The following is a 22,192-nucleotide window of genomic DNA, read 5'->3' on the forward strand; positions in this document are numbered from 1 at the left end:
GACCCGTATCACACGGGGTGGCTGTCCCTAGTGCTGAAAGTTGTTCGGTGACCCCGCTGGCGCTATTGTGTAGATCACACCGTGACCAGGGCAGCCATCGACCGGAGGGGGAGTCCGTGCCTGCCGATCAGGTATTGCCAAGCATCGTCAAGCTCCTGGAGCTGTACGACGGCGGCATGAGCCAGCCGGATATCGCGGCACGCTACGGCGTCTCGAAACAGGCAGTGTCGAAGGTCATGGCCCCATACATGGCGCAGACCAACGCCAAGAAGGTCGCTGCGCTCATCCCTTGGCAGATGGTGGACGGGCACCACCACAAGGCGTACGTGGCTAAGTGCGTCAAGGCGCTCATGCGGCGGCGGCTGATGGACGACACCCTCACGGACGCACAGATGAAGTGGGCCGACCGCATCGCCAGGCGCCTCCGGGACGAGGTCCTGGACTACGACCCCGCCACCACCGAGGGCTGGCTGTTCAGAGCGCGGGAAGAGACAGACGGTCAGCTCTTCTTCCGGTGGCCAGCCGACAGGGACCTGCCGGCCCCCGCAGATCTCCCGCTGATCACGCTCAAAAGCCCAGAAGCCGAGGCGGAGGAGCGGGATCAGGTGCAGGATGCCATCGATCGTAAGAAGCGCGACCGCGAATAAATTCATTCAGAGAACGAGCCGTCAGCCCGGGGTGGGCGGACGGCTCGCTTGCTGCCTTGGACCCTCAGAAGAACGTGCTCACGGCCTTGGCGGTCTGCATGGTGTGTGCCGCCAGGGCGCTGGGATCGTCGGGCATCTCGGTGATGGGTACGAGCAGCAGGACAGCGCCAAGAGCGGTGTTGTGTTCCGTCACCGGAGCGGCGACAGACGCCCACCCGAGGATGCATTCTTCGATGCCGACGGCGTACCCCCGACGGCGGATCTCCTCCAGGGACGCCAACAGTTCGGCATCCGAGCGGATGGCGCCGGGGCCGGCCTTGCGTGGCACAGGCTCCGCGAGAACACGGGTCCGTAGGGGAAGTGGACTGTGGGCCAGGATGGCCCTGCCGGAGGCGCCTGTTCGCAGCGAACTGCCCACAGAGGCCAGTGCGAGCGGGTTCAGGCCGCTGACGTCAGTGCTGCCGGTTACGTAATGCAAGAGGGTGCTGGCGTTGCCTTTAGCGGCGTAGTAGCAGGCTAGGCCAAGCGTGGTGCTGTGCAGCTGTTCCAGAGCCGCGAGAGTCGCATCCGGGTCGGGGGTGCGACCTTGCCAACGCATGCTCAGCATGGCCGAGGACTCTCCCGGCCAGTAAAGCCCGCGGTCGTCCGTGGCGAAGGTGCCGAGTTCGCACCCGGCCTGGAGGGCGCGGTGAGCGGTTGCCGCAGAGATGCCGACGGCTGCCGCAATTTCGGACGGCGTGAGCCGTTCTGCGTGCAGCTTAAGGAAAGCCGCTTGGACGGCATATGCGTTGCGTTGACTGATACCCCTGCGTGGCGGGCTGCTGCTCATTGGCTGATCCTCGGGCACGTGCTGAGCTTTCTCACACAGCCGACGAGTGCTCAGCGGCTGTAAGAACAACGAGGTTACTACCCAGTTCGGCTGATCGACTTCAGTAGTAGTAGCCGATCATGTTGAGCATGGTCTTCCCCGGGTACCCATGCGAGGGGTTGCCGGGCACCAGTGTGCGGTGGGCCCACCGCACATCATCCAGCATGTACCGAGCCTCGACTGGAAGGGAAAGAGCGCCAATTGCCTTAGCGGCAAAGATGGTGTGGATGCTGTTATGTATGGCATGCAGGTCGGTGAATAGATTGGGGAGCCAGAAGCCGATGATCGATTTCGACCCGAAGACCAGGTCCCGGAACGCAATGTCACCGCGATTCCGGGATGAGCAGCCGTCGACCACTATGCGCCCTCGGAATCGCAGCGATTGGAACAGGGCCGGGAAAATGTCGCCGCCGACCAGATCGAGCGCGGCATCAATAGGCAGACCGCCGGTTGCCTCACGGATCCGGTCGATCAGCCCGTCGGTCTCTGAGCAATCAACGATCGCGTCGGCGCCCAGGTCGAGTGCGGCCTGGAGCCGGTGCTTGCCGCGGTCCATCGCCACCACGAACGCTCCGTGGGATTTGGCCAGCTGGATGGCCAGGCAGCCCACCGCGCTCGCGGCGTCTGAGACAACCAGAACCTCGTAGCGCTCGATTCGCAGCGCCGTGTGCAGCAGGTGCCAGGCAGTCAGCCCGTCCAGTGTCAGGCCGCAGGCGTCCTCGTCGGTGAGTTCGTCGGGGATCTCCCAGTACAGCCCTCGCTCCACCAGCGCCCTCTGAGCGTATGCGCCGCTGCTGGTGAGCCCGGCGATCCTGCGCCCATCGTCCAGCACACCGACGAGTTCCCGACCGGGGACGAAAGGGAACCGAATCGGGCCGAGCCACTGGTTCTCTCGCATGAGGATGTCTGCGGGATTGACGCCGGCCATCGTCACCATCACAAGCTCGTGATCAGGTCTCGGCTCCGGTTCCGGAACCCGGACCACTTCCAGAACCTCGGGGCCGCCCGGCTCCGTGGCCATGACTGCGCGCATCTGTCTCCGCGCCACCTTGCGCATGCTCTTCCGCCTCTTGCTATGTACACGTTCCTGGTAATCCTAAGCTCACGAATGGAGTGGGTAGGACCCGTTTCCACCTTGGAAATGATCAATATGAGAGATCGTTTCCAAGGTGGAAACGGCAGGTCAGCGGCCGAATGAGCTGGATTCTTGCGGGGGGTTCGTGTGTAAGATCGTGGTTGACCGGTGATCTTCTTTTCGGGGGATGATCATCTCCGATACCGCGTCCGGAGGGGGACGTTTCATGGGGCATGCGGCTGTCGAAGAGCGCTGCACGATTCTCGACTGCGCTCTCGGTGTGCTGACTGACCTGTCGTCAGCGGATTTCCATCTTGCGCTCCTCACCACCGGGGTCGTGGTGACCCTGGCTCGAGTAGGAGACGTGACCTACTACCGCCTTTTCATGTCCGACCTGACGGACACCGAGGACATGGAAGAACTGGCCACGCTTGAAGCGGATCACGGCGTCTGCTTGAGCCGGAACACGGTCAGCTTCGAGTACGTCCCGCAGGCGCACCCGGACTTGCCCGGGAGTACCTGGCATACCCATCATCTGATTGCTAGCCAGACGGAGGCCAAAGCGTGATAGAGACCCAGCCCCGCAGCGTTTCCCAGACGCAGCAGTACGAGGAGTGCCCCTGGCGCTTCTACCTTCAGCGGGTACGGCGTGAGACTCCGCGGCCTGCGGCGTGGAGTCATCACGGAGTCGCCTTCCATGCCTTCGTGGAGGCGTACGAGCTGTCTGAGCGCACTATGAGCATCGCTGAGGGCCTTGAGCTCTTCTCGGACCGGTACAGCTCGCTCGTGAACGCTGATCTGGAAAGGGAGCCTGATACGGATCGGTGGCTGGCCGCCGGCCTGCCGGGCGGCGCGGACATCGAGCGCAGGTACGTCGTCGGCAGGGAGCAGGTTCGGCACTACGTCGGGTGGGCCGCCGAAAACCCCACAGAGACGTGGGTGGCCCCGGACGGTCGTGCCGGATTGGAGTTGTGCTTCATGACCGAGCTGGGTGGGGTGCAGGTGCGGGGGTACATCGACCAGTTGGTACGGGATGCGGATGGCTCGGTGCGGCCCCGGGACTGGAAGACAGGTAGCACGAAGAGCCGGTTCCAGCTCGAGACCTACGCCGTCGCGGTCCGCAAGGAGTTCGGCGAGGAAGTGAACCGGGCTGACTGGTACCTCGCAAAGACGGGGCGCCTTAGCCGACCGGTGAAGCTGGACGACGGGACCGAGGAGCGGGTGGCTGAGCGCTTCGCGGCCATGGATGCGGGCGTGAAGGCGGGTAACTTTCCTGCCAAGCCCGGCTTCAACTGCCGGTTCTGTGACGTGTCACACGCCTGCTCATTTGGACGCAAGGTTGTCCAGTAACCTAAACTGTAAGTGAGCGATGCCGGCCCGCAGGGGCCTTATTTTCAACCCGATGGTTGACTGGTAACTATCTCAGGAGTGGCGTTGTATTCGCTTTCCCAGTCGGTGCGGGTGCGTGGAGCTGCCGGCGAGCCGCTACCCAGCCCCTTCAAGGGGTTGACCCGCTTGGAGGCCGAGCTCCGGCGAGGCGAGTTGTCGGTGGTGGCCTCGGCGGCCGGCACGGGCAAGTCGGTCCTGGCCGTGAACATAGCTATTCAAAGCAACGTCCCCTGCCTGTACTTCTCCGCGGACAGCACGGCGGCAACGCAACTCAGTCGCGCGACGTCCATCATCACGGGGGCTGACAGTAAAGTCATCAAGCGGAAGCTGCACGAAGGTGACTTCGCGGAGTATGCGCCCGCCCTGGCTCAGCGTTGGTGGATCCGATTCAACTTCGAGGCCCGGCCGACGCCGGCCTCGCTGGAGCTGCTGCTCGAATGCTTCCGTGAGGTGTTCGGCATATATCCACATCTCGTGGTGCTGGACAACCTCAGCGATGTGGACGCCGGTGCGGCTGACTCCGCCGAGTCGTACACGTTCGGGCTGGAAGGGCTGTGCGGCTACCTGTCGGAGATGGCCCGGGAGACGCATGCTCACGTGATGGCGATGCATCACGTTGTCGGCGAGTTTTCGGACGGCCTCAAGCCGATCCCCCAGAGCGGACTCCGCGGCAAGATCAGCCGCGTCCCCTCGCTCATCCTCACCATGCACAAGGAGATTGACGGGATGACCGGCAGAACGTTGAACGTCAGCGTCGTCAAGAACCGGGAGGGGTTCGAAGACAGCTCAGGAGAAACCTATGCGGCGCTGGAATTCAATCAGTCCAACATCCGCCTCCGTGATGTCGAGCACGCCTTTTAATTTTTCCCTCAAGGTTGACCAGTAACCCTAAGGTGGGTAATATGGGCAATGCAGGAACGAAGAACAAGGCCAAGGGCTACAGGTTTGAGCGAGAGTTCGTAGAGGACCTCGTCGCCGAGTTTGCCGAATATCCCGAAGTGGCCGACCTGATCGAGCGGCACGGCTCCGTCTACGGAGTGAATGACCGCGGGGACATCCGGATGGGCCCCATCGCATGGGTCTGGGAACTGAAGAACGTTCAAAAGTTCGACCTCGCAGGCTTCATGAAGGAGCTGGAGCGCGAGATCCAGAACCACCCCAACGCCGAGTCCGGGGCCGTCGTCATCAAGGCCCGCATGAAGAAGGCCCGATACGCCTACTCGGTGCTCCCCGCTTGGCGCCTAGTCAAGCTACTGAAGCAGAACTACGAGTTGGCGCGCCAGCTCCATCTTGAACGAGAAATACGAAAGAACAGCAAGTGATTGAGCGTCATGGCCACGTCCACGCAACCGTCCTTCGCTCCCGGGACTGGCGCGGGAACCAAAAGACTTGGGTTGACTCGCACCGCCGCTACGACTTCCCGGTCAGCATCCGCAAGGTCGACGATGCGCCGATCGAAGCCCCCGATCGCTGACGTATTCGGGTACTACTACCCCGACGTCAAAATCCGAGGCACGGGCGAGTGGGAGAAGATTCTTTGCCCTCTGCATTCTGAGAGAAATCCCAGTGCCTCCGTGAACACTCAGAAGAACAAATGGCACTGCTTCGCCTGCGCCCTCACAGAGGACTCATGGGATGTAGTCCAGCGCGAAGAAGGAATGAACTTTCGTGAATCAGCAGACCTCGCGGCAGAGCGATTTGGTCGAGGCGGCGAAACGCTACGCGGAGAGCTACGAGGGGAGCCCGGCCGAACGGTACATCGAGCACCGCGGTTTGGCGGAAGTGGCCAGCCGCTTCAAACTCGGCTACGTCGCTTCGGCGATAACCGGGCATGAGCGGTACACGGGTCGCCTGGCCATTCCCTACCTGCGCCCGGCCGGCGGCCCAGCCGCCGTCGCAACGATCCGCTTCCGCTGCATCGCCGATAGCTGCACCAAGTCCCCCGAGGGCGACTGGCTGGAGAAGGAGCAGCACGAAGGGCACGGAAAATACCTCGGGCTCCCGGGGGATCCGCCCCGGATCTTCAACACGGCAGCCTTGATCACACCAAGCCCGCACGTTGGCCTGACCGAAGGCGAACTCGACGCCATGGCCGGCGAACTGGCCGGAGTCCCAACTGCTGGTGTCCCTGGGGTCAGCGCATGGAAGCCCCATTTCGCCCCGGCCTTCAAGGGGTTCGACCGAACGCTCGTCTTCGGCGATGGGGACGAAGCCGGCCGGAACTTCGCCGACAAGATGTCGACGGTCCTGGAGAACGCAATCCCCTGCGCCATGCCTGACGGCCTCGACGTCAACGGATTCGTTCAAAAGCAAGGAGTTGCAGCATTCCGAGAGAGGGTCGGCGTTTGAAGTTCATGGTCGGAGACTGGGTCCGAGTGCTTCCCCCTGAAGCCGCCGGGCCGCCGAACGCCGTGGCAGAACTGAGCAAGAACCGAGTCGGCAGGATCTCTGCCATCTACAGCCCGGACAGCCAGCCCTACCCCTACGACGTCGAACTCAACGGCGGCTCCCAACTCTGTTTTGCCGAAAGGGAACTGGAGCGTGCCGACGCGCCAGCGGGCGGCCTTCCGGACGAGGAATCGCCTGTGGGCAAGCACCGTGGTGACCGGGATCAGGAGGAAGCCGGATCCGCTCAAGAGCCCGAACCGGGCCCCGGGCAGAGACTGCTTCGGGAGTCCGGCGGCTTCCATCACGGCACCGATTCCGCAGAGTCCCAGGCGGCCATGAAGGCAGCTTTCGCCGCCGTCAAGGCGACGGCTACATCCACCGGGGGCGACAACGTGAATTCGCCCAGCCACTACACCTCGCACCCATCCGGCATCGAGTGCATCGATATCACACAGCACCTCGACTTCTTGCTCGGCAACGTCTTCAAGTACCTCTGGCGCTACGGCCTCAAGCCAGACACCAACAGCCTCCAGGACCTGAAGAAGGCCGCCTGGTATTTGAACCGCAAGATCACCCTGGAGGAGCACAATGAATAAGACCGTGGTCGTGGTGCCCGATATCCAGGCGCCCAAGCACGATCAGCAGGCCCTCGACGCAATCATCTCATTCATCGCCGACATCGATCCCGACGAGGTCATCCAGATCGGTGATGCCTGCGACTTTGAGGCACCGGGCCGCTGGTCCGCCGGCACCCGTGCCGAGTACGAAGGCAGCGTCGAGCAGGAAGCCGAAGACCTCCGCCAGTCCTTCATTATCCCCGTCCGCGAGGTATTCGACGGCCCCTTCGGCTTTCACGAAGGCAACCACGACCTCCGGCCGAGGCGGTACCTCGAGAACCGGGCCCCCGGGCTCGGCACCTCCGACCACTTCCGGATGGAGAACCTGCTCCGTTTCACCGAGCACGGCGTGACACGCCTCCCCGACTTCTACGAGGTCGCCCCCGACGTCATCACCACGCACGGACACCTCGGGCGCATCGGCCTCCGCCAGGACGCGGGAGCCACCGCACTTGGCGCGGCAAAGCGCTGGGGGCGTTCGGTCGTGATGGGCCACACCCACCGCGCGGCGGCCATCCCGTGGACCACCGGCATCGGCAGCCCTCGGACGGTCTGGGGCGTCGAGGTCGGCAATGTGATGCGGGAAGACTGCGCCGACTACCTCAAGGGCGCACCTGGCAACTGGCAAAAGGCTTTTGGCGTCCTGCACTTCTCCAACGGCCACTTCAAGCCCGAAGTGGTTTACCTGGACGACGGCAACGAGTTCGTCTACGGCGGATACCGCTACCTCCAGGAGGCCCCCGATGCAGCCTGACGTCGAACTCGACTGGAGCTACCTGGCGGACTTGGCCGGCCGCGTAGCCCGTCAAATCGCCGAGAAGTGGTGCGTTGTCGAGACCGACGACGTCAAGCAGGAGATCTTGCTGCACGCGCTCCAAGAGCGCCGGCACATCGAAGCGGCGTACGGAGACGAAAGCCTCCTCCGGAAAATCTTCTGGACAGCCGGTGTGCGGTACGCGGCCAAGGAGCGTGCGCACTACGACCTCATGGACGACGTCTACTTCTACACCCCGGACGAGGCAAGGGCGGCTCTGCGCAGCTTCCTGTACACCGATACGGAGCTGGGCGAAATGCTCGGCAAGCGGGATGACCTCCTGCGTTGCAAGGTCTCCGACAACTTGGTCTCCGCGCGCATCGACGCCACTGCCGGGCTGAAGAAGCTGACGCCTCGGTACCGAGACCTGGCCATGAGGGTGTACGTCTACGGGCTCCCCCCGAAGGACGACGCCGAACGCAAGGCCGCCAACAGGGCCGTCGACGCCCTCACTCAGGCCATGAACCGCCACATCCGCACCAAGAAGATCGAGGAACCTCGTGACTGACCCCACCGACCCGTTCGCGGACGTCAGCCCGTGGGAGACCCCCACTGAGCTTCCGGCCGAGCCCGCCGCCGTCACCACCCTGGAGCCGCCTGTGCCCACAACCTCCGCCCCCATGAACCCGTTCAAGATCGGCCTGACCTTCAAGTCCAGCGCCTCTTTCGAGGGCGAGTGGATCACTCCAACGATCTATGGCTCCACTGCCGACGAGACCGCGCGACGAGCCGTAGAGCTGATGCATTCCCTCAGGGAACACGGCGTCATCGACCTCGCGAGCAACGCGGCCCAGTACACGCGTCAGCAGTACAAGGGCGCCGCGGCCAAGCCGGCCACGACGGCACCGAAGCGTTTCGAAGGCGGCAAGGTGCAGCCGAAGAGCGACGGGGAGCACCAGGGCGAAACCGACTGCCCCCACGGCCGGACGCATGTGGCCAAGGGCACGTGGGAGGCGTACTTCTGCAACGCCGATGAGCGTGCCGGCGAGAAGAAGTGCGGAGCCGCCTTCCTTAACAAGAAGACCAACCGGTTCGAGGTCAAGAACTAATTTTTTTACCGCATGGTTGTCCAGTAACTCCGGGGGCGGCGTCGATGCCGCCCCCGGGCACGCAGGGCCGATCGAGAAACAGAAGGACAACAGAGCCTTGCGGCTGATCGAGTACAAGATCAAGCACCACCTGGTGCGCATCCACGTGGTGGAGACGCCGGAAGATCTCCCGGCCTTCCATCGGTTTATCGAGGACCACCGCGAGCTCATCGCCTGGGACACCGAGACCACCGGGCTCGACTGGTGGCAGGCGAGTACCGGCGCGTTCCGCCTGCGCCTCGCGCAGTTCGGAACCGAGCGCGAATCCTACGTCCTGCCGATCGAAAACGACGGGCCCGAGGGTCACTTCGCCGAAGCAACCCGGTGGGCGCTCCGGACGGCCGAGCGCCTTGTCGCCCACAACGTGTCCTTCGACCTCCACGTGGTGGAGCAGTGTCTCGGCATCGCCATGGAGGAGCTGGCACCCCGCTCCTGGGACACGAAGCTGATCGCCCACCTCGCCGATCCACGGCCGGTCGCCGACGGAGGTCCTGGGCACAAGCTCGTCGAGCTCACCCGGCACTACCTGTGCCCCAGGGTCGCCGACGAGGTCAAGTCCTCGATGAACGTCATCGCCCGCGAACTGAAGGTCAAGAAGGACGAGGTGTGGCGGGCGGTGCCGCTCCAGCACCACGGCTTCAACCTCTACGCCGGCATGGACCCCATCTTGGCCGCCTGGCTCTTCAAGATCCTCATGCCGAAGGTGCCCGAGCGGTCTCGGCGGAAGGGCCTGATCTCGTGGGAGCACCGCACCGCCCACATCGCCGCCAAGTACGAGCGCAACGGCCTGCCGGTCAATCGGGTCTACGTCGAGAACCGGGCCGCCGAGCTGACCGAGGCCCAGCGCGACGCCGAGGCGACGGCACGGAAGTACGGGGTCGAGAACGTGGGCTCCAACCGCCAGCTCGTCGAGGCGTTCACCAACCTCGGCGTACGGCTGACGAAGACGACCGCCAAGGGCAACATCGCGATGGACGACGCCGTCCTCACCGCTATCGATCACCCCCTGGCCCACGCGGTGAAGGAGGCCAAGAAGGCCGCGAAGTGGCGGGCCACGTGGTTCGACCGAGCGCTGGCCGGCATCGGCCCCGACGGCAAGGTGCACGCCAGCGTTAACACCGTCGGTGCGCGGACAGCCCGGATGTCGATCGCTGGCAGTATCCCCGCCCAGACCTTCCCCAAGGGGTCGGGGTACGTGCGCGGAGCCTTCGAGGCGGAAGAGGGCTTCGTGATCGTCTCGACCGACTACAGCAACATGGAGCTCAGGTTCCTCGCTGCGGACAGCGGCGACGAGACCATGCTCAAGGCATTCCACGACGACCTGGACCTGCACCAGATGACTGCGGATGCTTCGGGTGTCTCCCGCAGCGTCGGCAAGACCGTGAACTTCGCCTACGTCTACGGCTCCGGCCCCCGGAACATCGCCGAGACCTGCGGCATCACGGTCGCCAAAGCCAGGGAAGTCATCCGCGGCTTCGAAGAGACCTACCCGAAGGTCAAGCGGTTCTCCGAGCAGCTGCAACGCCACGCCCGCCAGCACGGCTACATATGGACGGCGACCGGCCGTCGACTCCCCGTCGACCGGAACAGGCCCTATTCGGCCCTCAACTATCGCATTCAATCCTCGTGTCGAGACGTAACGGCCAGAGCCATGATCGAGCTCGATCGACACGGCTACTCCAAGTACATCAAGCTCCCCATCCACGACGAAATTCTCTTTGCCTTCCCCGAAGAAGTAGCGGAGGAGCTGGCCCACGAGACGGCCCGGCTCATGGAGTTCACCTACAAAGGGCTCGTCATCCCCGCAGAAGCAGAGATCGCTGGCAGGTCCTGGGGCGACCTTTACAGCGGCGAAACCAAGCACTGAAGGAGCGCAACGTGTACGCAACCTACCTAGGCAACGACCTTGTTCAGGTCACCCTTGACTCCGACGACCTAGAAGCTGTCATTGCCGCAGTGAAGGCCGGCCTCCGCTGCGACCCCCGCGGGCCGATACATCAAGCAGTGGTATGGGAGTTCCTGGATGCCGTCGAGCCCGTGCGACCCGGAAACGAGGGCTGACCATGGATGAGCCTGAGCTTGACTCCTTCAAGCAGATCATCGACGGCCTTACCCATGACCTTCGGCGCGAACAGCTGGAGCAGCGCGGCACGTTGGCCCTCCTTGCGGCGCGCATCACGGGTGTGATTTACCAGGACGCCGTAGCGCACGGGGTACCCCATGCCCTGGCCCAGGAGATGGCGGGCGACTTCTGGTCGGGAGAGATGGGCCGGCCCCCCTGCGTCATGCCGGAGGGGGATGACGGGGTCCTCCATGAATGAATTAAAGGCTGGGCGGCTGCGTCAGTCCGGCCGGTGAGGTAGCACGCAGGGGCCCCACGGGGCCCCTGCGTGTTTCTCGTCTACGGCGTACGCCGCGATCCTGGCGCCACGGTCGCCAGGATCGCCGTTGCTTTCTCCGTCAGCTCCCCGCCGGCCTTTCCGGCTACCGCCGTCAGGAGTCCGTCCTTCCGAGCCCGCTTCAAGTGGTTCTTAATCGTCTGCTCCGGCCGCCCGAGCTGGCTCGCGATCAAGGGGACGAGAGCTTTCTCCCCGCTGTCGGCGATGGATCTGTACATCGCAGCGAGCACTGCGAGGTACTCCTCGGATAGCCCAGCCTTCGCAAAAAGCGTTTGTGCTGTGGCTGTGAGGCCCGCCAGTTCGCGATCCCTCTCTTGGCGTCGCGTGTCAGGCCCAGTTGTAGCGGCCCTGGCCTTCTCCACGGCGCCTACAAGGTCGAAGTCCCGAAGTACTGCGGTGGAGATGCCCCGCAGCACGTCACGGTTCGCGGCGTCGCCGGCTGGCTCGATCCAAAGCTGCTGCGGCCCTCCTGTCACTGCCCCGTCCGGCCACCACATGCGCACGATCCATGCCCCGACGCGCTGGGTGATCTCCAAGCCACTTCCACATTCCCGCATCCGAGGAAGTTACCTCACACCTCCCAGCCCTGAAGTGGAAACCCAGAGGTGGAGACCCAGGGTTGACATGAATAGGTCTCTGCGATGAGGTGGACACCGCAGGGCTTCGGCCTGCGAGCCAGAAAGAACGAAGGAGTCACCGCACGTGTTCAAGCAGCACCAGCGACTGATCGGAGTCATCCGGCTCAGCAAGGAGACTGACGAGTCGACGTCGCCCCAGGTGCAGCGGCGGGCCATCCTGGCCATCGCCAGCCTGCGGGGGGCCGAGGTCGTCGGTTGGGCCGAAGACCTCGACATCTCTGCGAGCACGTTCAGTCCTGCTGAGCGCCCGGAGCTTGCTAAGTGGCTCAAGCGTCCGGATGAGTGGGACGGACTGGTCTTCTGGCGCCTCGACCGTTTCGTGCGATCGGTGATCGACTTCGCGGACATGATCCGCTGGTGCAAGGCGGACGGGCGCTCCAAGAACCTGATCAGTGCGACTGAGCCCATCGATCTCAATACCCCGATCGGCGTGGCGCTTGCGCAGATCATCGTGGTCTTCGCCGAGCTGGAAGCCGCCACGATCAAGCTCCGAGTTCTGGCCGGCCGAGAAGAGAAGAGGAGCCTCGGCCGGTGGAGCGGTGGGGAGCCGACCTTCGGCTACAAGACCGTGCCCGCTCGGAAGCATGTTGAAGGCTGTGACTGGCACGCCTGTGATTGCCCGGAGGTCGAGGGGCTACAGATCGACTTTGACGATGACGTGGTCCCGAACGTCGGAGAGCCTGCCTATGAAGTGGCCCGGGAACTTGTGGATCGAGTGCTTGGCCCCAACGACAGCATGAACTCGGTCTGCCTCGACTTTGAAGATCGAGACATTCTCGCACCCAGTGACTACAAGCGTGTGAGGAAGGGCAAGGAGATTGGAGGGACGAAGAAGCGTAAGGGAAAGCGTGCTAAGTGGTGCACGGAGACGGCCAGGAAGATCCTCACCTCACCGACCATCCGGGGGCTGATGTCTCATGAGGGCGAGGTGGTCTATGGGGACGATGAGATGCCTATTCGTGTCGGCCCAGCCCTGGTCACCGACGACGAGTGGCGGCGTCTCCAGGTAAAGCTGGTGGATCGAAAGGGCACGCGTATCCGCACTAAGGATGCTGCGCCGCTGCTCGACGTGGGCTTCTGCGACTGCGGGCACAAGTTGCACCTGTGGCGTGTCACGCGAAAGCTCGCCAGTGGGCCGAAGCCGTATCGCTACTACCGCTGCGGAAATCCTGAAGTGAAGGAAAAGAATAAGGTGTGTCTTGCTGCCGCCTTGAATGCGGATTTCCTGGAATCTCTCGTCTCGGCGTACGTCACGTTCCCTGGAATTCTCGGCGACGTTGAGGTGCAGCGGAAGGTCCTCATACCTGGCGAAGACCACACGGCAGAGCTGGCACGCGTCCGCGAAGCCATTCAGCGGCTCACCAATGAGAAGGATGAAGCTGAGGACTGGGACGACGAAGACGAAGCGGCATACCTGTCCCGGATGGCGAAGCTGAGGGAGAAGCGGAAGACCCTAGCCAAGCTGCCGCAGCGTGCCGACCAGTGGCACTGGGAGGGTACGGGGGAGACCTACGCACAACTCTGGGAGCGATCGGACTGGGCCGCGCGACGGCAACTGCTGATGAGTGGGGCATTCACCCTCGTCGCCTACCGCCCGAAGTCCGGCCGCGGGGGAGCCTCCGGTGCGGGCGAGACGCAGATTCTCCTCTGCCCCGGCCCAGACCTGGCGAATCGCCTCCAGGGCCGGGACCTGCCGAAGACGCCACCCCTCCCGGAGTCACCAGACGGGCTGGAAGCCCCCGCCGCTTAGCAGCCCGTCACCCCCATGAGCAGCCCCCGCCAGCGGGGGCTGTGTCGCGTTCGGTGACGAGCGCGGGGCGCCCCGTGGGCCGTGGTCGGGAGCTTCACCGGACCCCCTTTACTCTGGAGCAATGACCAGCAGCAGTGACCGGACCGGGGCAGTGGACGAAGTGGGCGTTACTCGAAGCTACGAGATCCGCACCTACGGGTGCCAGATGAACGTCCATGACTCCGAGCGGCTCTCCGGCCTGCTGGAGGACGCGGGCTATGTCCGCGCGCCCGAGGGCACCGAGGAGGGTGACGCCGACGTCGTCGTCTTCAACACCTGCGCGGTGCGGGAGAACGCCGACAACAAGCTCTACGGCAACCTCGGCCGGCTGGCGCCCATGAAGACGAAGCGGCCCGGCATGCAGATCGCCGTCGGCGGCTGCCTCGCCCAGAAGGACCGCGACACCATCGTCAAGCGGGCCCCCTGGGTCGACGTCGTCTTCGGCACCCACAACATCGGCAAGCTGCCCGTCCTGCTGGAGCGCGCCCGCGTCCAGGAGGAGGCACAGGTCGAGATCGCCGAGTCGCTGGAGGCGTTCCCCTCGACTCTGCCGACGCGGCGCGAGTCCGCGTACGCCGCGTGGGTCTCCATCTCCGTCGGCTGCAACAACACCTGCACCTTCTGCATCGTCCCCGCCCTGCGCGGCAAGGAAGAGGACCGCCGCCCGGGCGACATCCTCGCCGAGATCGAGACGCTGGTCTCCGAGGGCGTCTCCGAGATCACCCTGCTCGGCCAGAACGTCAACGCGTACGGCTCGGACCTCGGGGACCGCGAGGCCTTCTCCAAGCTGCTGCGCGCCTGCGGCGGGATCGAGGGCCTGGAGCGCGTGCGCTTCACCTCCCCGCACCCGCGCGACTTCACCGACGACGTCATCGCCGCGATGGCCGAGACGCCGAACGTGATGCCGCAGCTGCACATGCCGCTCCAGTCCGGCTCCGACACCGTCCTCAAGGCCATGCGCCGCTCCTACCGCCAGGAGCGCTTCCTCGGCATCATCGAGAAGGTCCGTGCCGCCATGCCGGACGCGGCCATCTCCACCGACATCATCGTGGGCTTCCCCGGCGAGACCGAGGAGGACTTCGAGCAGACCATGCACGTGGTGCGCGAGGCCCGTTTCGCGAACGCCTTCACGTTCCAGTACTCCAAGCGCCCGGGCACCCCCGCGGCGACCATGGAGGGCCAGATCCCCAAGGAGGTCGTGCAGGCGCGTTACGAGCGTCTCGTCGCCCTCCAGGAGGAGGTCTCCTGGGACGAGAACAAGAAGCAGGTCGGGCGCACGCTGGAGGTCATGGTCGCCGAGGGCGAGGGCCGCAAGGACGGTGCCACCCACCGTCTGTCCGGGCGCGCCCCCGACAACCGCCTGGTGCACTTCACCAAGCCCGACGAGCCGGTCCGCCCGGGCGACGTCGTCACGGTGGAGATCACCTACGCCGCCCCGCACCACCTGCTCGCCGAAGGCCCCGCCCAGGGCGTGCGCCGCACGCGCGCGGGCGACGCCTGGGAGAAGCGCAACGCCGCACCGGCCCAGAAGCCGGCCGGCGTGATGCTGGGCATCCCGGCCATCGGCGCACCCGCCCCGAGCCCGGCCCCGGCGGCCGCGGGCTGCGGCTGCGACTGACGGATCCGCGCCGGAGGAAACTCCGCCCGAGGCTCCAGGGGGGCCGTTGACGACCTGGGGTCTGCTCATCGAGACGACGGTGGGGTCAGGGGAGTACAAGCGGCCGGCCGGGTCGGTCATCACGCACGTCGACGGCTCCCGCGATGACGCCTTGCGGGAGCTGGAGACGCGCGCCCGGTCCTACGAGCCACAGCACCCGATGAACCCGCAGCGCAGGCGGCTGTTCCGGACCACGGACGGATACGACCTGATCGTGGACGGACAGTGGACCAGTTTCCTCACCCGCTTCACGGTGGCGGAGCTGCTGGCCGACAGCGACCCCCCTGCACCGGCTCCCGAGCCGGAGCCCGCCGACGCGGCGCCGAAGCCCACGGAAGGCGAGATACCGCGCTATCCGGACGGGGTGCCGGTCCTGCCGTCGTGGCTGGGCCGTGACGATCTGCCCTGACGCCCGCAGGGGCCCTTGTTAGGGTTCCCGCATGCTCGTCGCCGCCGCCGTGTGCCCCTGTCCGCCCCTGCTCGTCCCGGAGGTCGCCGCCGGGGCCGCGCCCGAGCTGGACGGCCTCCGTGCCGCCTGCCTCGACGGCGTGAGCCTGCTGGCGGCCGCGCGGCCCGACCGCCTGATCGTCCTGGGCCCCGCCGCCCCGCCCGGCCGCGGACCGTATCCCCAGGGCGCCGCCGGGTCCTTCCGTGGCGTCGGCGTGGACCTCGATGTACGGCTCGGCCGGGGCGGTCCCGCGGGGGGCCGGGAGCTGCCCCCGTCCCTCGCCGTCGCCGCCTGGCTGCTGGGCCGTACGGGCTGGGCCGCCGCGCCCGTGCAGGGCCTGGGGGTCGGGGAGGAGCTGGAGGCCGAGCGCTGCCTGGCCGCCGGCAGGGAGCTGGCCGCCGGTGACGAGCGCGTCGCCCTCCTGGTGATGGGCGACGGGAGCGCCTGCCGGACGGTCAAGGCGCCGGGCTACCTCGACGAGCGCGCCGAGCCGTTCGACACCGCCGCCGCGCGGGCCCTGGGAACCGCCGACACGACCGCCCTGGCGGCGCTCGACGCGGAGCTCGCGTACGAGCTGAAGGCCGCCGGTCGCGCGCCCTGGCAGGTGCTCGCGGGCGCCGGCGAGAGCGCGGGGCTGACCGGGGAGCTGCTGTACGACGAGGCGCCGTACGGCGTGGGCTACTTCGTCGCGGCCTGGTCGTAGCGCGCCGGGGCCCTCGACGACCCTCCACGGGCCCGCCGGGGCCCTGAGCCGCCGCGCCCGGGCCGTGACCGGGGACAACCGCGACGGGCCGCGGAGCATCCGCTCCGCGGCCCGTCGCGGCATGAGGTCCTAAGGGGCCGTGGGCCCGGAACCACCGCCGTTCTTCCCGTCCTTCTCGGCGAGGCGGTCGATGGCTTCCTTGGCCTTGCCGGTGCCCGTCCGGATCTGGCGGCTGTACTTGCCCTTGGTCTTCTCGTCGACAGCCTTGGCGGCCTTCTCCAGCCCCTGCTCGATCTTGTCCCCGTGCTGCTGCGCGAGGTCACCGACCTTCTCCTTCGCAGGGGCGAGCTTGGCCTTGAGAGTGTCCAACAGGCCCATGGCGCCTTCCCTCGTCTTCCTTTGGTCAGAGCTACTTACGGGCGCCCTCACCGGCCTCGCTGTCCGCCGCCTTCTCCGCGGACTGCTGCTTGGGAATCTCGACTCCCTCGCCCGCCGCGGCCTCCGCCTTGGCCTCGCCGGACTTCTCCGGCTCCGCCTCGGCGGTCTCGGTGGTCCCGGCGTCCTCGGCCGATTCCGCCGTCAGAGTGGCTGTCGCCGCCTCCTCGGTTGACGCTTCGGCCTTCTTACGGCGAAACCTTGAAAACACGCCCATATCTACTCCATTACCTTACTGGTGTGAGCGAAGTCCCGCGTCGTCCGGGCGGCCCATTGCGCCATTGCCGCACACCGGCCCGTGAACCGGCTCTCGGAACCTCGCAACAGGCAACGAACCCGACAGCGCCGCGTCACGTCGCTCGTTCGAGGGGCGCGCCAAAGGTTTGCGAGACTGATCCGGTGAAAAACCCGGTGAAAAACGCAGTTCCCGCCCCGCGGGTCATCGCCGTCGTGGGACCCACGGCGGCCGGCAAGTCCGATCTCGGCGTCGCCCTCGCCCAGCACCTGGGCGGCGAGGTCGTCAACGCCGACTCCATGCAGCTGTACCGGGGCATGGACATCGGCACGGCCAAACTGACGCCGGAGGAACGACAGGGTGTGCCGCACCACCTCCTCGACATCTGGGACGTCCAGGAGGCCGCGAGCGTCGCCGAGTACCAGCGGCTGGCGCGCGCCGAGATCGACCGGCTGCTCGCCGAGGGCCGTACGCCCGTCCTCGTGGGGGGCTCCGGTCTCTACATCAAGGGCACCATCGACGCGCTCGACTTCCCCGGCACGGACCCGGCCGTACGGGCCCGCCTGGAGGAGGAGCTGGCGGCCGAGGGGCCGGGCGCGCTGCACGCCAGGCTCGCCGCCGCCGACCCGGCCGCCGGCCGCGCCATCCTGCCCGGCAACGGCCGCCGCATCGTGCGCGCCCTGGAGGTCATCGAGCTGACCGGCCGGCCCTTCACCGCCAACCTCCCCGGGGAGGAGCCCGTGTACGACGCCCTGCAGATCGGCGTCGACGTCGAGCGCCCCGAACTGGACGAGCGGATCACCCTGCGCGTGGACCGCATGTGGGAGGCCGGGCTCGTCGACGAGGTGCGCGCGCTGGAGCGCGAGGGCCTGCGCGAAGGGCGCACGGCGTCCCGCGCGCTCGGCTATCAGCAGGTGCTCACCTTCCTCGCGGGGGAGTGCACGGAGGAGGCGGCGCGGACCGAGACCGTACGGGCCACCAAGCGGTTCGCGCGGCGCCAGGACTCCTGGTTCCGCCGTGACACCCGGGTCCACTGGCTGAGTGGCGCGGCGGACCGGAGGGCGGAACTCCGCGGGCAAGCGCTGGCGTTGGTCGAACGGGCGGTCACAGCCTGATCACGTGATGGCATCAGGACGCCACGCACGCCATTTCGGCTCGCGTGAGCGTGCCATCATCAAGCTTCGATCGAGCCGTGAAGTCCGAGTGGGGAGGGCGCGTGGCGATGGAGGCCGGCCCTCGTGACAGACCGCAGCAGCCGCCGCAGGGCGAGCCCGAAGCGCTGACCCCGGACGGTCCCGAGGACACCGTGGAGACGGACGGCTCCGTGGCCGGCGACCCCGCTCCGGCCTCGTTCCGTGAGCTGCGCCCCCCGCGCAGGTTGCGGATCTGGCAGCTCGCCCCCATCGTGGTGCTCGCCGCCGTGGGCTCACTGATGTTCGCCTTCCCCCTCGCCTTCGAGGTCGGGGACGGCGGACCGGTGGTCGCCATGCTGGGCCTGCTCATCAGCTGCTGCGCCGCGGGCTGGGGCGTGATGGCCGCCCGCCGCGTCGGATACACCTGGCCGGGCCTGCCGGCCCGGGGCTCCGGGAGCCGGCCCGACTGGCGCTACGTGGCCTCGTACACGGCCGTGGTCGCCCTGGTGGTCGTGCTCGCCGTCTGGCGCGTGGCGCGCCTGCGCTAGCCCGGCGAAGGGCCTGGCCGGCGGCCGTGTCACAGCCGCCCCGTACCATCGAGACGTGAGCACACAGATCGCCTTCCTCAAGGGCCACGGCACCGAGAACGACTTCGTGATCGTGCCCGACCACGACGGCCGGATCGAGCTGTCCCCGGCCGCCGTCGCCCGCCTGTGCGACCGCCGGGCGGGCATCGGCGGGGACGGCGTGCTGCGCGTCGTACGGTCCGCCGCCCACCCCGAGGCCCGCGCGATGGCCGACGAGGCCGAGTGGTTCATGGACTACCGCAACGGCGACGGCACCGTAGCCGAGATGTGCGGCAACGGCGTCCGCGTCTTCGCCCGCTACCTCCAGTGGGCCGGCCTGGCCGAGGAGGGCGACGTCGCCGTCGCCACCCGTGCCGGGATCCGCCACGCGCACATCGCCAAGGACAGCTCCGGCGGTGGGATCACCGTCTCGATGGGCAAGGCGCTGCTGCCCCCGGGGCCCGTCACGGTCACCGTCGGCGAGCGCAGCTGGCCCGCCCACCACGTCAACATGGGCAACCCCCACGCCGTCTCCTTCGTCGAGGACCTCGCCCACGCCGGGAACCTCTTCACCGCGCCCGCCGTCGCCCCGGCCGGCGCGTACCCCGACGGCACGAACGTCGAGTTCGTCGTCGACCGCGGCCCGCGTCACGTCGCGATGCGGGTGCACGAGCGCGGCTCCGGGGAGACCCGCTCCTGCGGTACGGGCGCCTGCGCGGTGATGGTCGCGGCGGCGCGCCGCGACGGCGTCGACCCGGCGGTCACGGGCGTGCCCGTGACCTACACCGTGGACCTCCCCGGCGGCCGTCTGGAGATCACCGAGAGCCCGGACGGCACCGTCGAGATGACCGGCCCGGCCGTGATCGTCGCCGAGGGCGTCCTCGACGCGGCCTGGCTCGCCGCCGGAGCCTGACCGGCGCGCATTACCCCGACTCGGGGCGCTCGCCGAACGCCTGGCGGTACGGCTCGCTCGAATGGGTGATCCGTTTCACTCTGGGCGAGAGCGGGTGAGCAGCGCGTGATGGGCTCGGTAGCATCAAGCACCGGTCCGGAGGCGCGAGCCGACCGCCGGTCGACGCTGCCGGAGGTGCCCATGAGCGCAGACGCCCCGAACGAAGCCGTTCCCGGCCGCTGGCGCGGCCGAGCCCGCCTCGACCTGAGACGGCTGCGGCGGGCGGCGCTCAGCGGCTCCGGCTCGCGCGGCCGGCTGCCGGACGCCATCGACCACGTCGCCAAGGTCCACCGGAGCCACCATCCCGGCGCGGACCTCGACATCCTGCGCCGTGCCTATCTGCTCGCGGAGTCCTCGCACCGCGGGCAGACGCGCAAGAGCGGCGAGCCGTACATCACCCACCCGCTCGCCGTGACCCTGATCCTCGCCGAACTGGGCGCCGAGACGACGACCTTGACCGCCTCCCTCCTCCACGACACCGTCGAGGACACCGAGGTGACGCTCGATCAAGTGCGGGGGCAGTTCGGCGAGGAGGTGCGCTTCCTCGTCGACGGCGTCACCAAGCTGGAGAAGGTCGACTACGGTGCGGCGGCCGAACCGGAGACGTTCCGCAAGATGCTCGTGGCCACCGGCAACGACGTCCGCGTGATGTCCATCAAGCTCGCCGACCGGCTGCACAACATGCGCACCCTCGGCGTCATGCGGCCCGAGAAACAGATCAGGATCGCCAAGGTCACCCGCGATGTGCTGATCCCGCTCGCCGAGCGCCTGGGCGTGCAGGCGCTCAAGACCGAACTGGAGGACCTCGTCTTCGCGATCCTCCACCCCGAGGAATACGCCCGCACCCGCGATCTGGTCCTGTCCCACGGAGACCGGTCCAACCCGCTGGAGGCGACCGCCGAGCGCGTGCGGGCGGTGCTGCGCGAGGCCGGCATCGCCGCCGATGTCCTCGTCCGCTCCCGCCACTTCGTCTCCGTGCACCGGGTGCGCCTGGAACGCGGCAGGGTCACCGGGTCCGATCTCGGCCGGCTGCTCGTCCTCGTCTCGGAGGACGCCGACTGCTACGCCGTCCTGGGCGAACTGCACACCTGCTTCACCCCCTACATCTCGGAGTTCAAGGACTTCATCGCCGTACCGAAGTTCAACCTCTACCAGTCGCTGCACACCGCGGTGGCCGGGCCGAGCGGCGAGGCCGCGCAAGTCCTCATCCGGACCCACCAGATGCACCGCGTCGCCGAGGCCGGGGTGATCGCCCTGGGCAATCCCTACGCGGCTCCCGAGACGCCCGACGCGACCGACGGGGAGCGCGTCGACCCCACCCAGCCCGGCTGGCTCTCCCGGCTGCTGGAGTGGCAGCGGGCCACGCCCGACCCCGACACCTTCTGGACCTCGCTCCGCGACGAGCTCGCCCAGGACCGCGAGGTCACCGTCTTCCGTGCCGACGGCGGCACCATCGGCCTGCCGGCGGGTTCGAGCTGTGTCGACGCGGCCTACGCGCAGCACGGGGACGGCGCGCACAGCTGCATCGGCGCCCGGGTCAACGGCAGGCTGGCCACGCTCAGCACGGTCCTGCGCGACGGGGACACCCTGCACCTGCTGATGTCCCGCGACGCCGTCTCCGGGCCGTCCCCCGACTGGCTGGAGCACGCCCGTACCCCCGCCGCCCGGATCGCCATCGAGCGCTGGCTGGCCACCCACCCGGCGTCCGACCCCGTCCCGCCGCCGGAGCCGGCCGCACCGGACCGCCCGTGCCCGCCACCCCGGTCGACCGCCCCGGCCGTCCGGTGGCCGGTCGCGGTCACCTCGGACGGCACCGACCTCGCGGCCGCGAGCGTACGGCTCGCCGGCTGCTGTACCCCGGTGCCGCCCGACGAGGTCACCGGCTTCGCCGTGCGCGGCGGCACCGTCACCGTGCACCGGGCGCAGTGCCCGGCGGTCGAGCGCATGGTCACCTCGGGGCGCGTGCCCGTGGACGTGCGCTGGCGCGCATCTGAGAGCGCCGGCGCCTGCGACTACCGGGTCACCCTCCGCGCCGAGTCCTTCAGCAGGCCGCACCTTCTCGCCGATCTCACCGAAGTCATCGCCGCCGAGGGCGCGGCGGTCATCTCCGCGGCCGTCGAGCCGCCCCACGAACAGCGCGTGCGCCACACGTACACCCTCCAGCTCACCGACGCCGGCCGGCTGCCGGAGCTGATGCGGGCCATGCGCCGCGTGCCGGGGGTCTACGACGTCGAGCGGGCGGGCCGGGCGGTCGCCGGGGCGCCGCTGTAGCCGTGGGCGTGGCCGCCCGGCGGTGTGACGCTCGTACATTCTTCCGAAATGCTCGTACGGGTGGGCCGACGTCGTGCCGC

The 22,192-nt window shown here is 67.3% G+C and carries 26 protein-coding genes; 21 read left to right on the plus strand and 5 right to left on the minus strand.

What is annotated here, in order from left to right; all coding sequences use genetic code 11:
• The first annotated feature begins 116 nt into the window (after positions 1–116).
• Entirely contained in the window at positions 117–647 is a 531-nt protein-coding gene (locus J7E86_RS09855) for a hypothetical protein (RefSeq protein ID WP_215081175.1), read from the plus strand.
• A gap of 64 nt (positions 648–711) precedes the next feature.
• Here the strand turns inward: J7E86_RS09855 and J7E86_RS09860 are convergent, their stop codons facing one another.
• Positions 712–1,476 carry an IclR family transcriptional regulator gene (locus J7E86_RS09860; RefSeq protein ID WP_215081176.1) on the minus strand — a complete coding sequence of 255 codons (765 nt, stop codon included), beginning with the start codon at positions 1,474–1,476 and terminating at the stop codon, positions 712–714.
• A gap of 100 nt (positions 1,477–1,576) precedes the next feature.
• The gene (locus J7E86_RS09865; RefSeq protein WP_215081177.1) at positions 1,577–2,572 is read right to left on the minus strand and encodes a zinc-binding alcohol dehydrogenase family protein; all 996 of its coding nucleotides are present in this window, start codon (positions 2,570–2,572) and stop codon (positions 1,577–1,579) included.
• Positions 2,573–2,777: 205 nt separating this feature from the next.
• On the opposite strand from J7E86_RS09865, the gene J7E86_RS09870 reads away from it, so the two are divergent.
• From J7E86_RS09870 to J7E86_RS09920, 12 genes are all read left to right on the plus strand, one after another.
• Complete coding sequence (locus J7E86_RS09870) at positions 2,778–3,158, plus strand: hypothetical protein (RefSeq protein ID WP_215081178.1); 381 nt, start codon at positions 2,778–2,780, stop codon at positions 3,156–3,158.
• Complete coding sequence (locus J7E86_RS09875; protein ID WP_215081179.1) at positions 3,155–3,940, plus strand: PD-(D/E)XK nuclease family protein; 786 nt, start codon at positions 3,155–3,157, stop codon at positions 3,938–3,940. The genes J7E86_RS09870 and J7E86_RS09875 overlap by 4 nt, the downstream gene beginning before the upstream one ends.
• A gap of 111 nt (positions 3,941–4,051) precedes the next feature.
• The gene (locus tag J7E86_RS09880) at positions 4,052–4,840 is read left to right on the plus strand and encodes an AAA family ATPase (protein WP_308312538.1); all 789 of its coding nucleotides are present in this window, start codon (positions 4,052–4,054) and stop codon (positions 4,838–4,840) included.
• A gap of 41 nt (positions 4,841–4,881) precedes the next feature.
• Complete coding sequence (locus tag J7E86_RS09885; RefSeq protein WP_215081180.1) at positions 4,882–5,301, plus strand: hypothetical protein; 420 nt, start codon at positions 4,882–4,884, stop codon at positions 5,299–5,301.
• Between the two features lie 123 nt (positions 5,302–5,424).
• Positions 5,425–5,814 (plus strand): CHC2 zinc finger domain-containing protein, encoded by a 390-nt coding sequence (locus J7E86_RS32015; protein ID WP_374223781.1) that lies wholly within the window; start codon positions 5,425–5,427, stop codon positions 5,812–5,814.
• Positions 5,738–6,328, plus strand: coding sequence for a topoisomerase (locus tag J7E86_RS09890; protein WP_374223783.1), 591 nt, complete (start codon positions 5,738–5,740; stop codon positions 6,326–6,328). Before J7E86_RS32015 ends, J7E86_RS09890 begins: the two co-directional genes overlap by 77 nt.
• 5 nt (positions 6,329–6,333) lie before the next feature.
• Positions 6,334–6,963 carry a DUF3310 domain-containing protein gene (locus J7E86_RS09895; protein ID WP_251018917.1) on the plus strand — a complete coding sequence of 210 codons (630 nt, stop codon included), beginning with the start codon at positions 6,334–6,336 and terminating at the stop codon, positions 6,961–6,963.
• A complete protein-coding gene (locus tag J7E86_RS09900) occupies positions 6,956–7,738 on the plus strand; it encodes a metallophosphoesterase (protein ID WP_215081182.1) in 783 nt (260 codons plus the stop codon). The genes J7E86_RS09895 and J7E86_RS09900 overlap by 8 nt, the downstream gene beginning before the upstream one ends.
• Entirely contained in the window at positions 7,728–8,306 is a 579-nt protein-coding gene (locus J7E86_RS09905; RefSeq protein ID WP_215081183.1) for a hypothetical protein, read from the plus strand. The genes J7E86_RS09900 and J7E86_RS09905 overlap by 11 nt, the downstream gene beginning before the upstream one ends.
• The gene (locus tag J7E86_RS09910) at positions 8,299–8,847 is read left to right on the plus strand and encodes a hypothetical protein (protein ID WP_215081184.1); all 549 of its coding nucleotides are present in this window, start codon (positions 8,299–8,301) and stop codon (positions 8,845–8,847) included. The genes J7E86_RS09905 and J7E86_RS09910 overlap by 8 nt, the downstream gene beginning before the upstream one ends.
• Before the next feature lie 97 nt (positions 8,848–8,944).
• Positions 8,945–10,753, plus strand: a complete 1,809-nt coding sequence (locus J7E86_RS09915; protein WP_215081185.1) for a DNA polymerase — start codon at positions 8,945–8,947, stop codon at positions 10,751–10,753.
• Between the two features lie 196 nt (positions 10,754–10,949).
• Complete coding sequence (locus J7E86_RS09920; protein WP_215081186.1) at positions 10,950–11,207, plus strand: hypothetical protein; 258 nt, start codon at positions 10,950–10,952, stop codon at positions 11,205–11,207.
• A gap of 80 nt (positions 11,208–11,287) precedes the next feature.
• On the opposite strand, the gene J7E86_RS09925 is transcribed toward J7E86_RS09920, so the two are convergent.
• Positions 11,288–11,821, minus strand: a complete 534-nt coding sequence (locus tag J7E86_RS09925) for a sigma-70 region 4 domain-containing protein (RefSeq protein WP_251018909.1) — start codon at positions 11,819–11,821, stop codon at positions 11,288–11,290.
• 166 nt (positions 11,822–11,987) lie between these two features.
• Here J7E86_RS09925 and J7E86_RS09930 point away from each other — a divergent pair, with 166 nt between their 5' ends.
• From J7E86_RS09930 to J7E86_RS09945, 4 genes are all read left to right on the plus strand, one after another.
• Entirely contained in the window at positions 11,988–13,673 is a 1,686-nt protein-coding gene (locus J7E86_RS09930) for a recombinase family protein (protein WP_215081188.1), read from the plus strand.
• A 121-nt stretch (positions 13,674–13,794) separates the two neighbouring features.
• The gene (gene miaB / locus J7E86_RS09935; RefSeq protein WP_251018910.1) at positions 13,795–15,330 is read left to right on the plus strand and encodes a tRNA (N6-isopentenyl adenosine(37)-C2)-methylthiotransferase MiaB; all 1,536 of its coding nucleotides are present in this window, start codon (positions 13,795–13,797) and stop codon (positions 15,328–15,330) included.
• Positions 15,331–15,376: 46 nt separating this feature from the next.
• On the plus strand, positions 15,377–15,778 hold the full coding sequence (locus J7E86_RS09940) for a hypothetical protein (protein WP_215081189.1): 402 nt from the start codon (positions 15,377–15,379) through the stop codon (positions 15,776–15,778).
• A gap of 31 nt (positions 15,779–15,809) precedes the next feature.
• Positions 15,810–16,520, plus strand: coding sequence for a class III extradiol dioxygenase subunit B-like domain-containing protein (locus J7E86_RS09945; RefSeq protein WP_215081190.1), 711 nt, complete (start codon positions 15,810–15,812; stop codon positions 16,518–16,520).
• A 129-nt stretch (positions 16,521–16,649) separates the two neighbouring features.
• On the opposite strand, the gene J7E86_RS09950 is transcribed toward J7E86_RS09945, so the two are convergent.
• Entirely contained in the window at positions 16,650–16,898 is a 249-nt protein-coding gene (locus tag J7E86_RS09950) for an antitoxin (RefSeq protein ID WP_215081191.1), read from the minus strand.
• Positions 16,899–16,929: 31 nt separating this feature from the next.
• Positions 16,930–17,172, minus strand: a complete 243-nt coding sequence (locus tag J7E86_RS09955; protein ID WP_215081192.1) for a gliding motility protein — start codon at positions 17,170–17,172, stop codon at positions 16,930–16,932.
• Positions 17,173–17,366: 194 nt separating this feature from the next.
• Between J7E86_RS09955 and miaA the strand changes: the two genes are divergently transcribed.
• The 4 genes from miaA (at position 17,367) to J7E86_RS09975 (ending at position 22,112) form a co-directional block, all read left to right on the plus strand.
• A complete protein-coding gene (miaA, locus tag J7E86_RS09960) occupies positions 17,367–18,305 on the plus strand; it encodes a tRNA (adenosine(37)-N6)-dimethylallyltransferase MiaA (protein ID WP_215081193.1) in 939 nt (312 codons plus the stop codon).
• A gap of 107 nt (positions 18,306–18,412) precedes the next feature.
• The gene (locus tag J7E86_RS09965) at positions 18,413–18,871 is read left to right on the plus strand and encodes a hypothetical protein (RefSeq protein WP_215081210.1); all 459 of its coding nucleotides are present in this window, start codon (positions 18,413–18,415) and stop codon (positions 18,869–18,871) included.
• Between the two features lie 55 nt (positions 18,872–18,926).
• Positions 18,927–19,802 carry a diaminopimelate epimerase gene (gene dapF / locus J7E86_RS09970; protein WP_215081194.1) on the plus strand — a complete coding sequence of 292 codons (876 nt, stop codon included), beginning with the start codon at positions 18,927–18,929 and terminating at the stop codon, positions 19,800–19,802.
• 180 nt (positions 19,803–19,982) lie between these two features.
• On the plus strand, positions 19,983–22,112 hold the full coding sequence (locus tag J7E86_RS09975) for a bifunctional (p)ppGpp synthetase/guanosine-3',5'-bis(diphosphate) 3'-pyrophosphohydrolase (protein WP_215081195.1): 2,130 nt from the start codon (positions 19,983–19,985) through the stop codon (positions 22,110–22,112).
• Positions 22,113–22,192 lie beyond the last annotated feature (80 nt).

Origin of the sequence: Streptomyces sp. ISL-11 (genome assembly GCF_018614525.1) — a bacterium.
Taxonomy (GTDB): Bacteria; Actinomycetota; Actinomycetes; order Streptomycetales; family Streptomycetaceae; genus Streptomyces.

Bases quoted from the DNA above. Each gene is read 5' to 3' on its own strand.
- J7E86_RS09920 (WP_215081186.1), top strand. From the start codon at position 10,950: ATGGATGAGCCTGAGCTTGACTCCTTCAAGCAGATCATCGACGGCCTT.
- miaB (WP_251018910.1), top strand. From the start codon at position 13,795: ATGACCAGCAGCAGTGACCGGACCGGGGCAGTGGACGAAGTGGGCGTT.
- J7E86_RS09975 (WP_215081195.1), top strand. From the start codon at position 19,983: ATGAGCGCAGACGCCCCGAACGAAGCCGTTCCCGGCCGCTGGCGCGGC.
- J7E86_RS09955 (WP_215081192.1), bottom strand. From the start codon at position 17,172: ATGGGCGTGTTTTCAAGGTTTCGCCGTAAGAAGGCCGAAGCGTCAACC.
- J7E86_RS09885 (WP_215081180.1), top strand. From the start codon at position 4,882: ATGGGCAATGCAGGAACGAAGAACAAGGCCAAGGGCTACAGGTTTGAG.
- J7E86_RS09950 (WP_215081191.1), bottom strand. From the start codon at position 16,898: ATGGGCCTGTTGGACACTCTCAAGGCCAAGCTCGCCCCTGCGAAGGAG.
- J7E86_RS09865 (WP_215081177.1), bottom strand. From the start codon at position 2,572: ATGCGCAAGGTGGCGCGGAGACAGATGCGCGCAGTCATGGCCACGGAG.
- J7E86_RS09905 (WP_215081183.1), top strand. From the start codon at position 7,728: ATGCAGCCTGACGTCGAACTCGACTGGAGCTACCTGGCGGACTTGGCC.
- J7E86_RS09900 (WP_215081182.1), top strand. From the start codon at position 6,956: ATGAATAAGACCGTGGTCGTGGTGCCCGATATCCAGGCGCCCAAGCAC.
- J7E86_RS09870 (WP_215081178.1), top strand. From the start codon at position 2,778: ATGATCATCTCCGATACCGCGTCCGGAGGGGGACGTTTCATGGGGCAT.
- J7E86_RS09860 (WP_215081176.1), bottom strand. From the start codon at position 1,476: ATGAGCAGCAGCCCGCCACGCAGGGGTATCAGTCAACGCAACGCATAT.
- J7E86_RS32015 (WP_374223781.1), top strand. From the start codon at position 5,425: ATGCGCCGATCGAAGCCCCCGATCGCTGACGTATTCGGGTACTACTAC.
- J7E86_RS09945 (WP_215081190.1), top strand. From the start codon at position 15,810: ATGCTCGTCGCCGCCGCCGTGTGCCCCTGTCCGCCCCTGCTCGTCCCG.
- J7E86_RS09965 (WP_215081210.1), top strand. From the start codon at position 18,413: ATGGAGGCCGGCCCTCGTGACAGACCGCAGCAGCCGCCGCAGGGCGAG.
- J7E86_RS09895 (WP_251018917.1), top strand. From the start codon at position 6,334: ATGGTCGGAGACTGGGTCCGAGTGCTTCCCCCTGAAGCCGCCGGGCCG.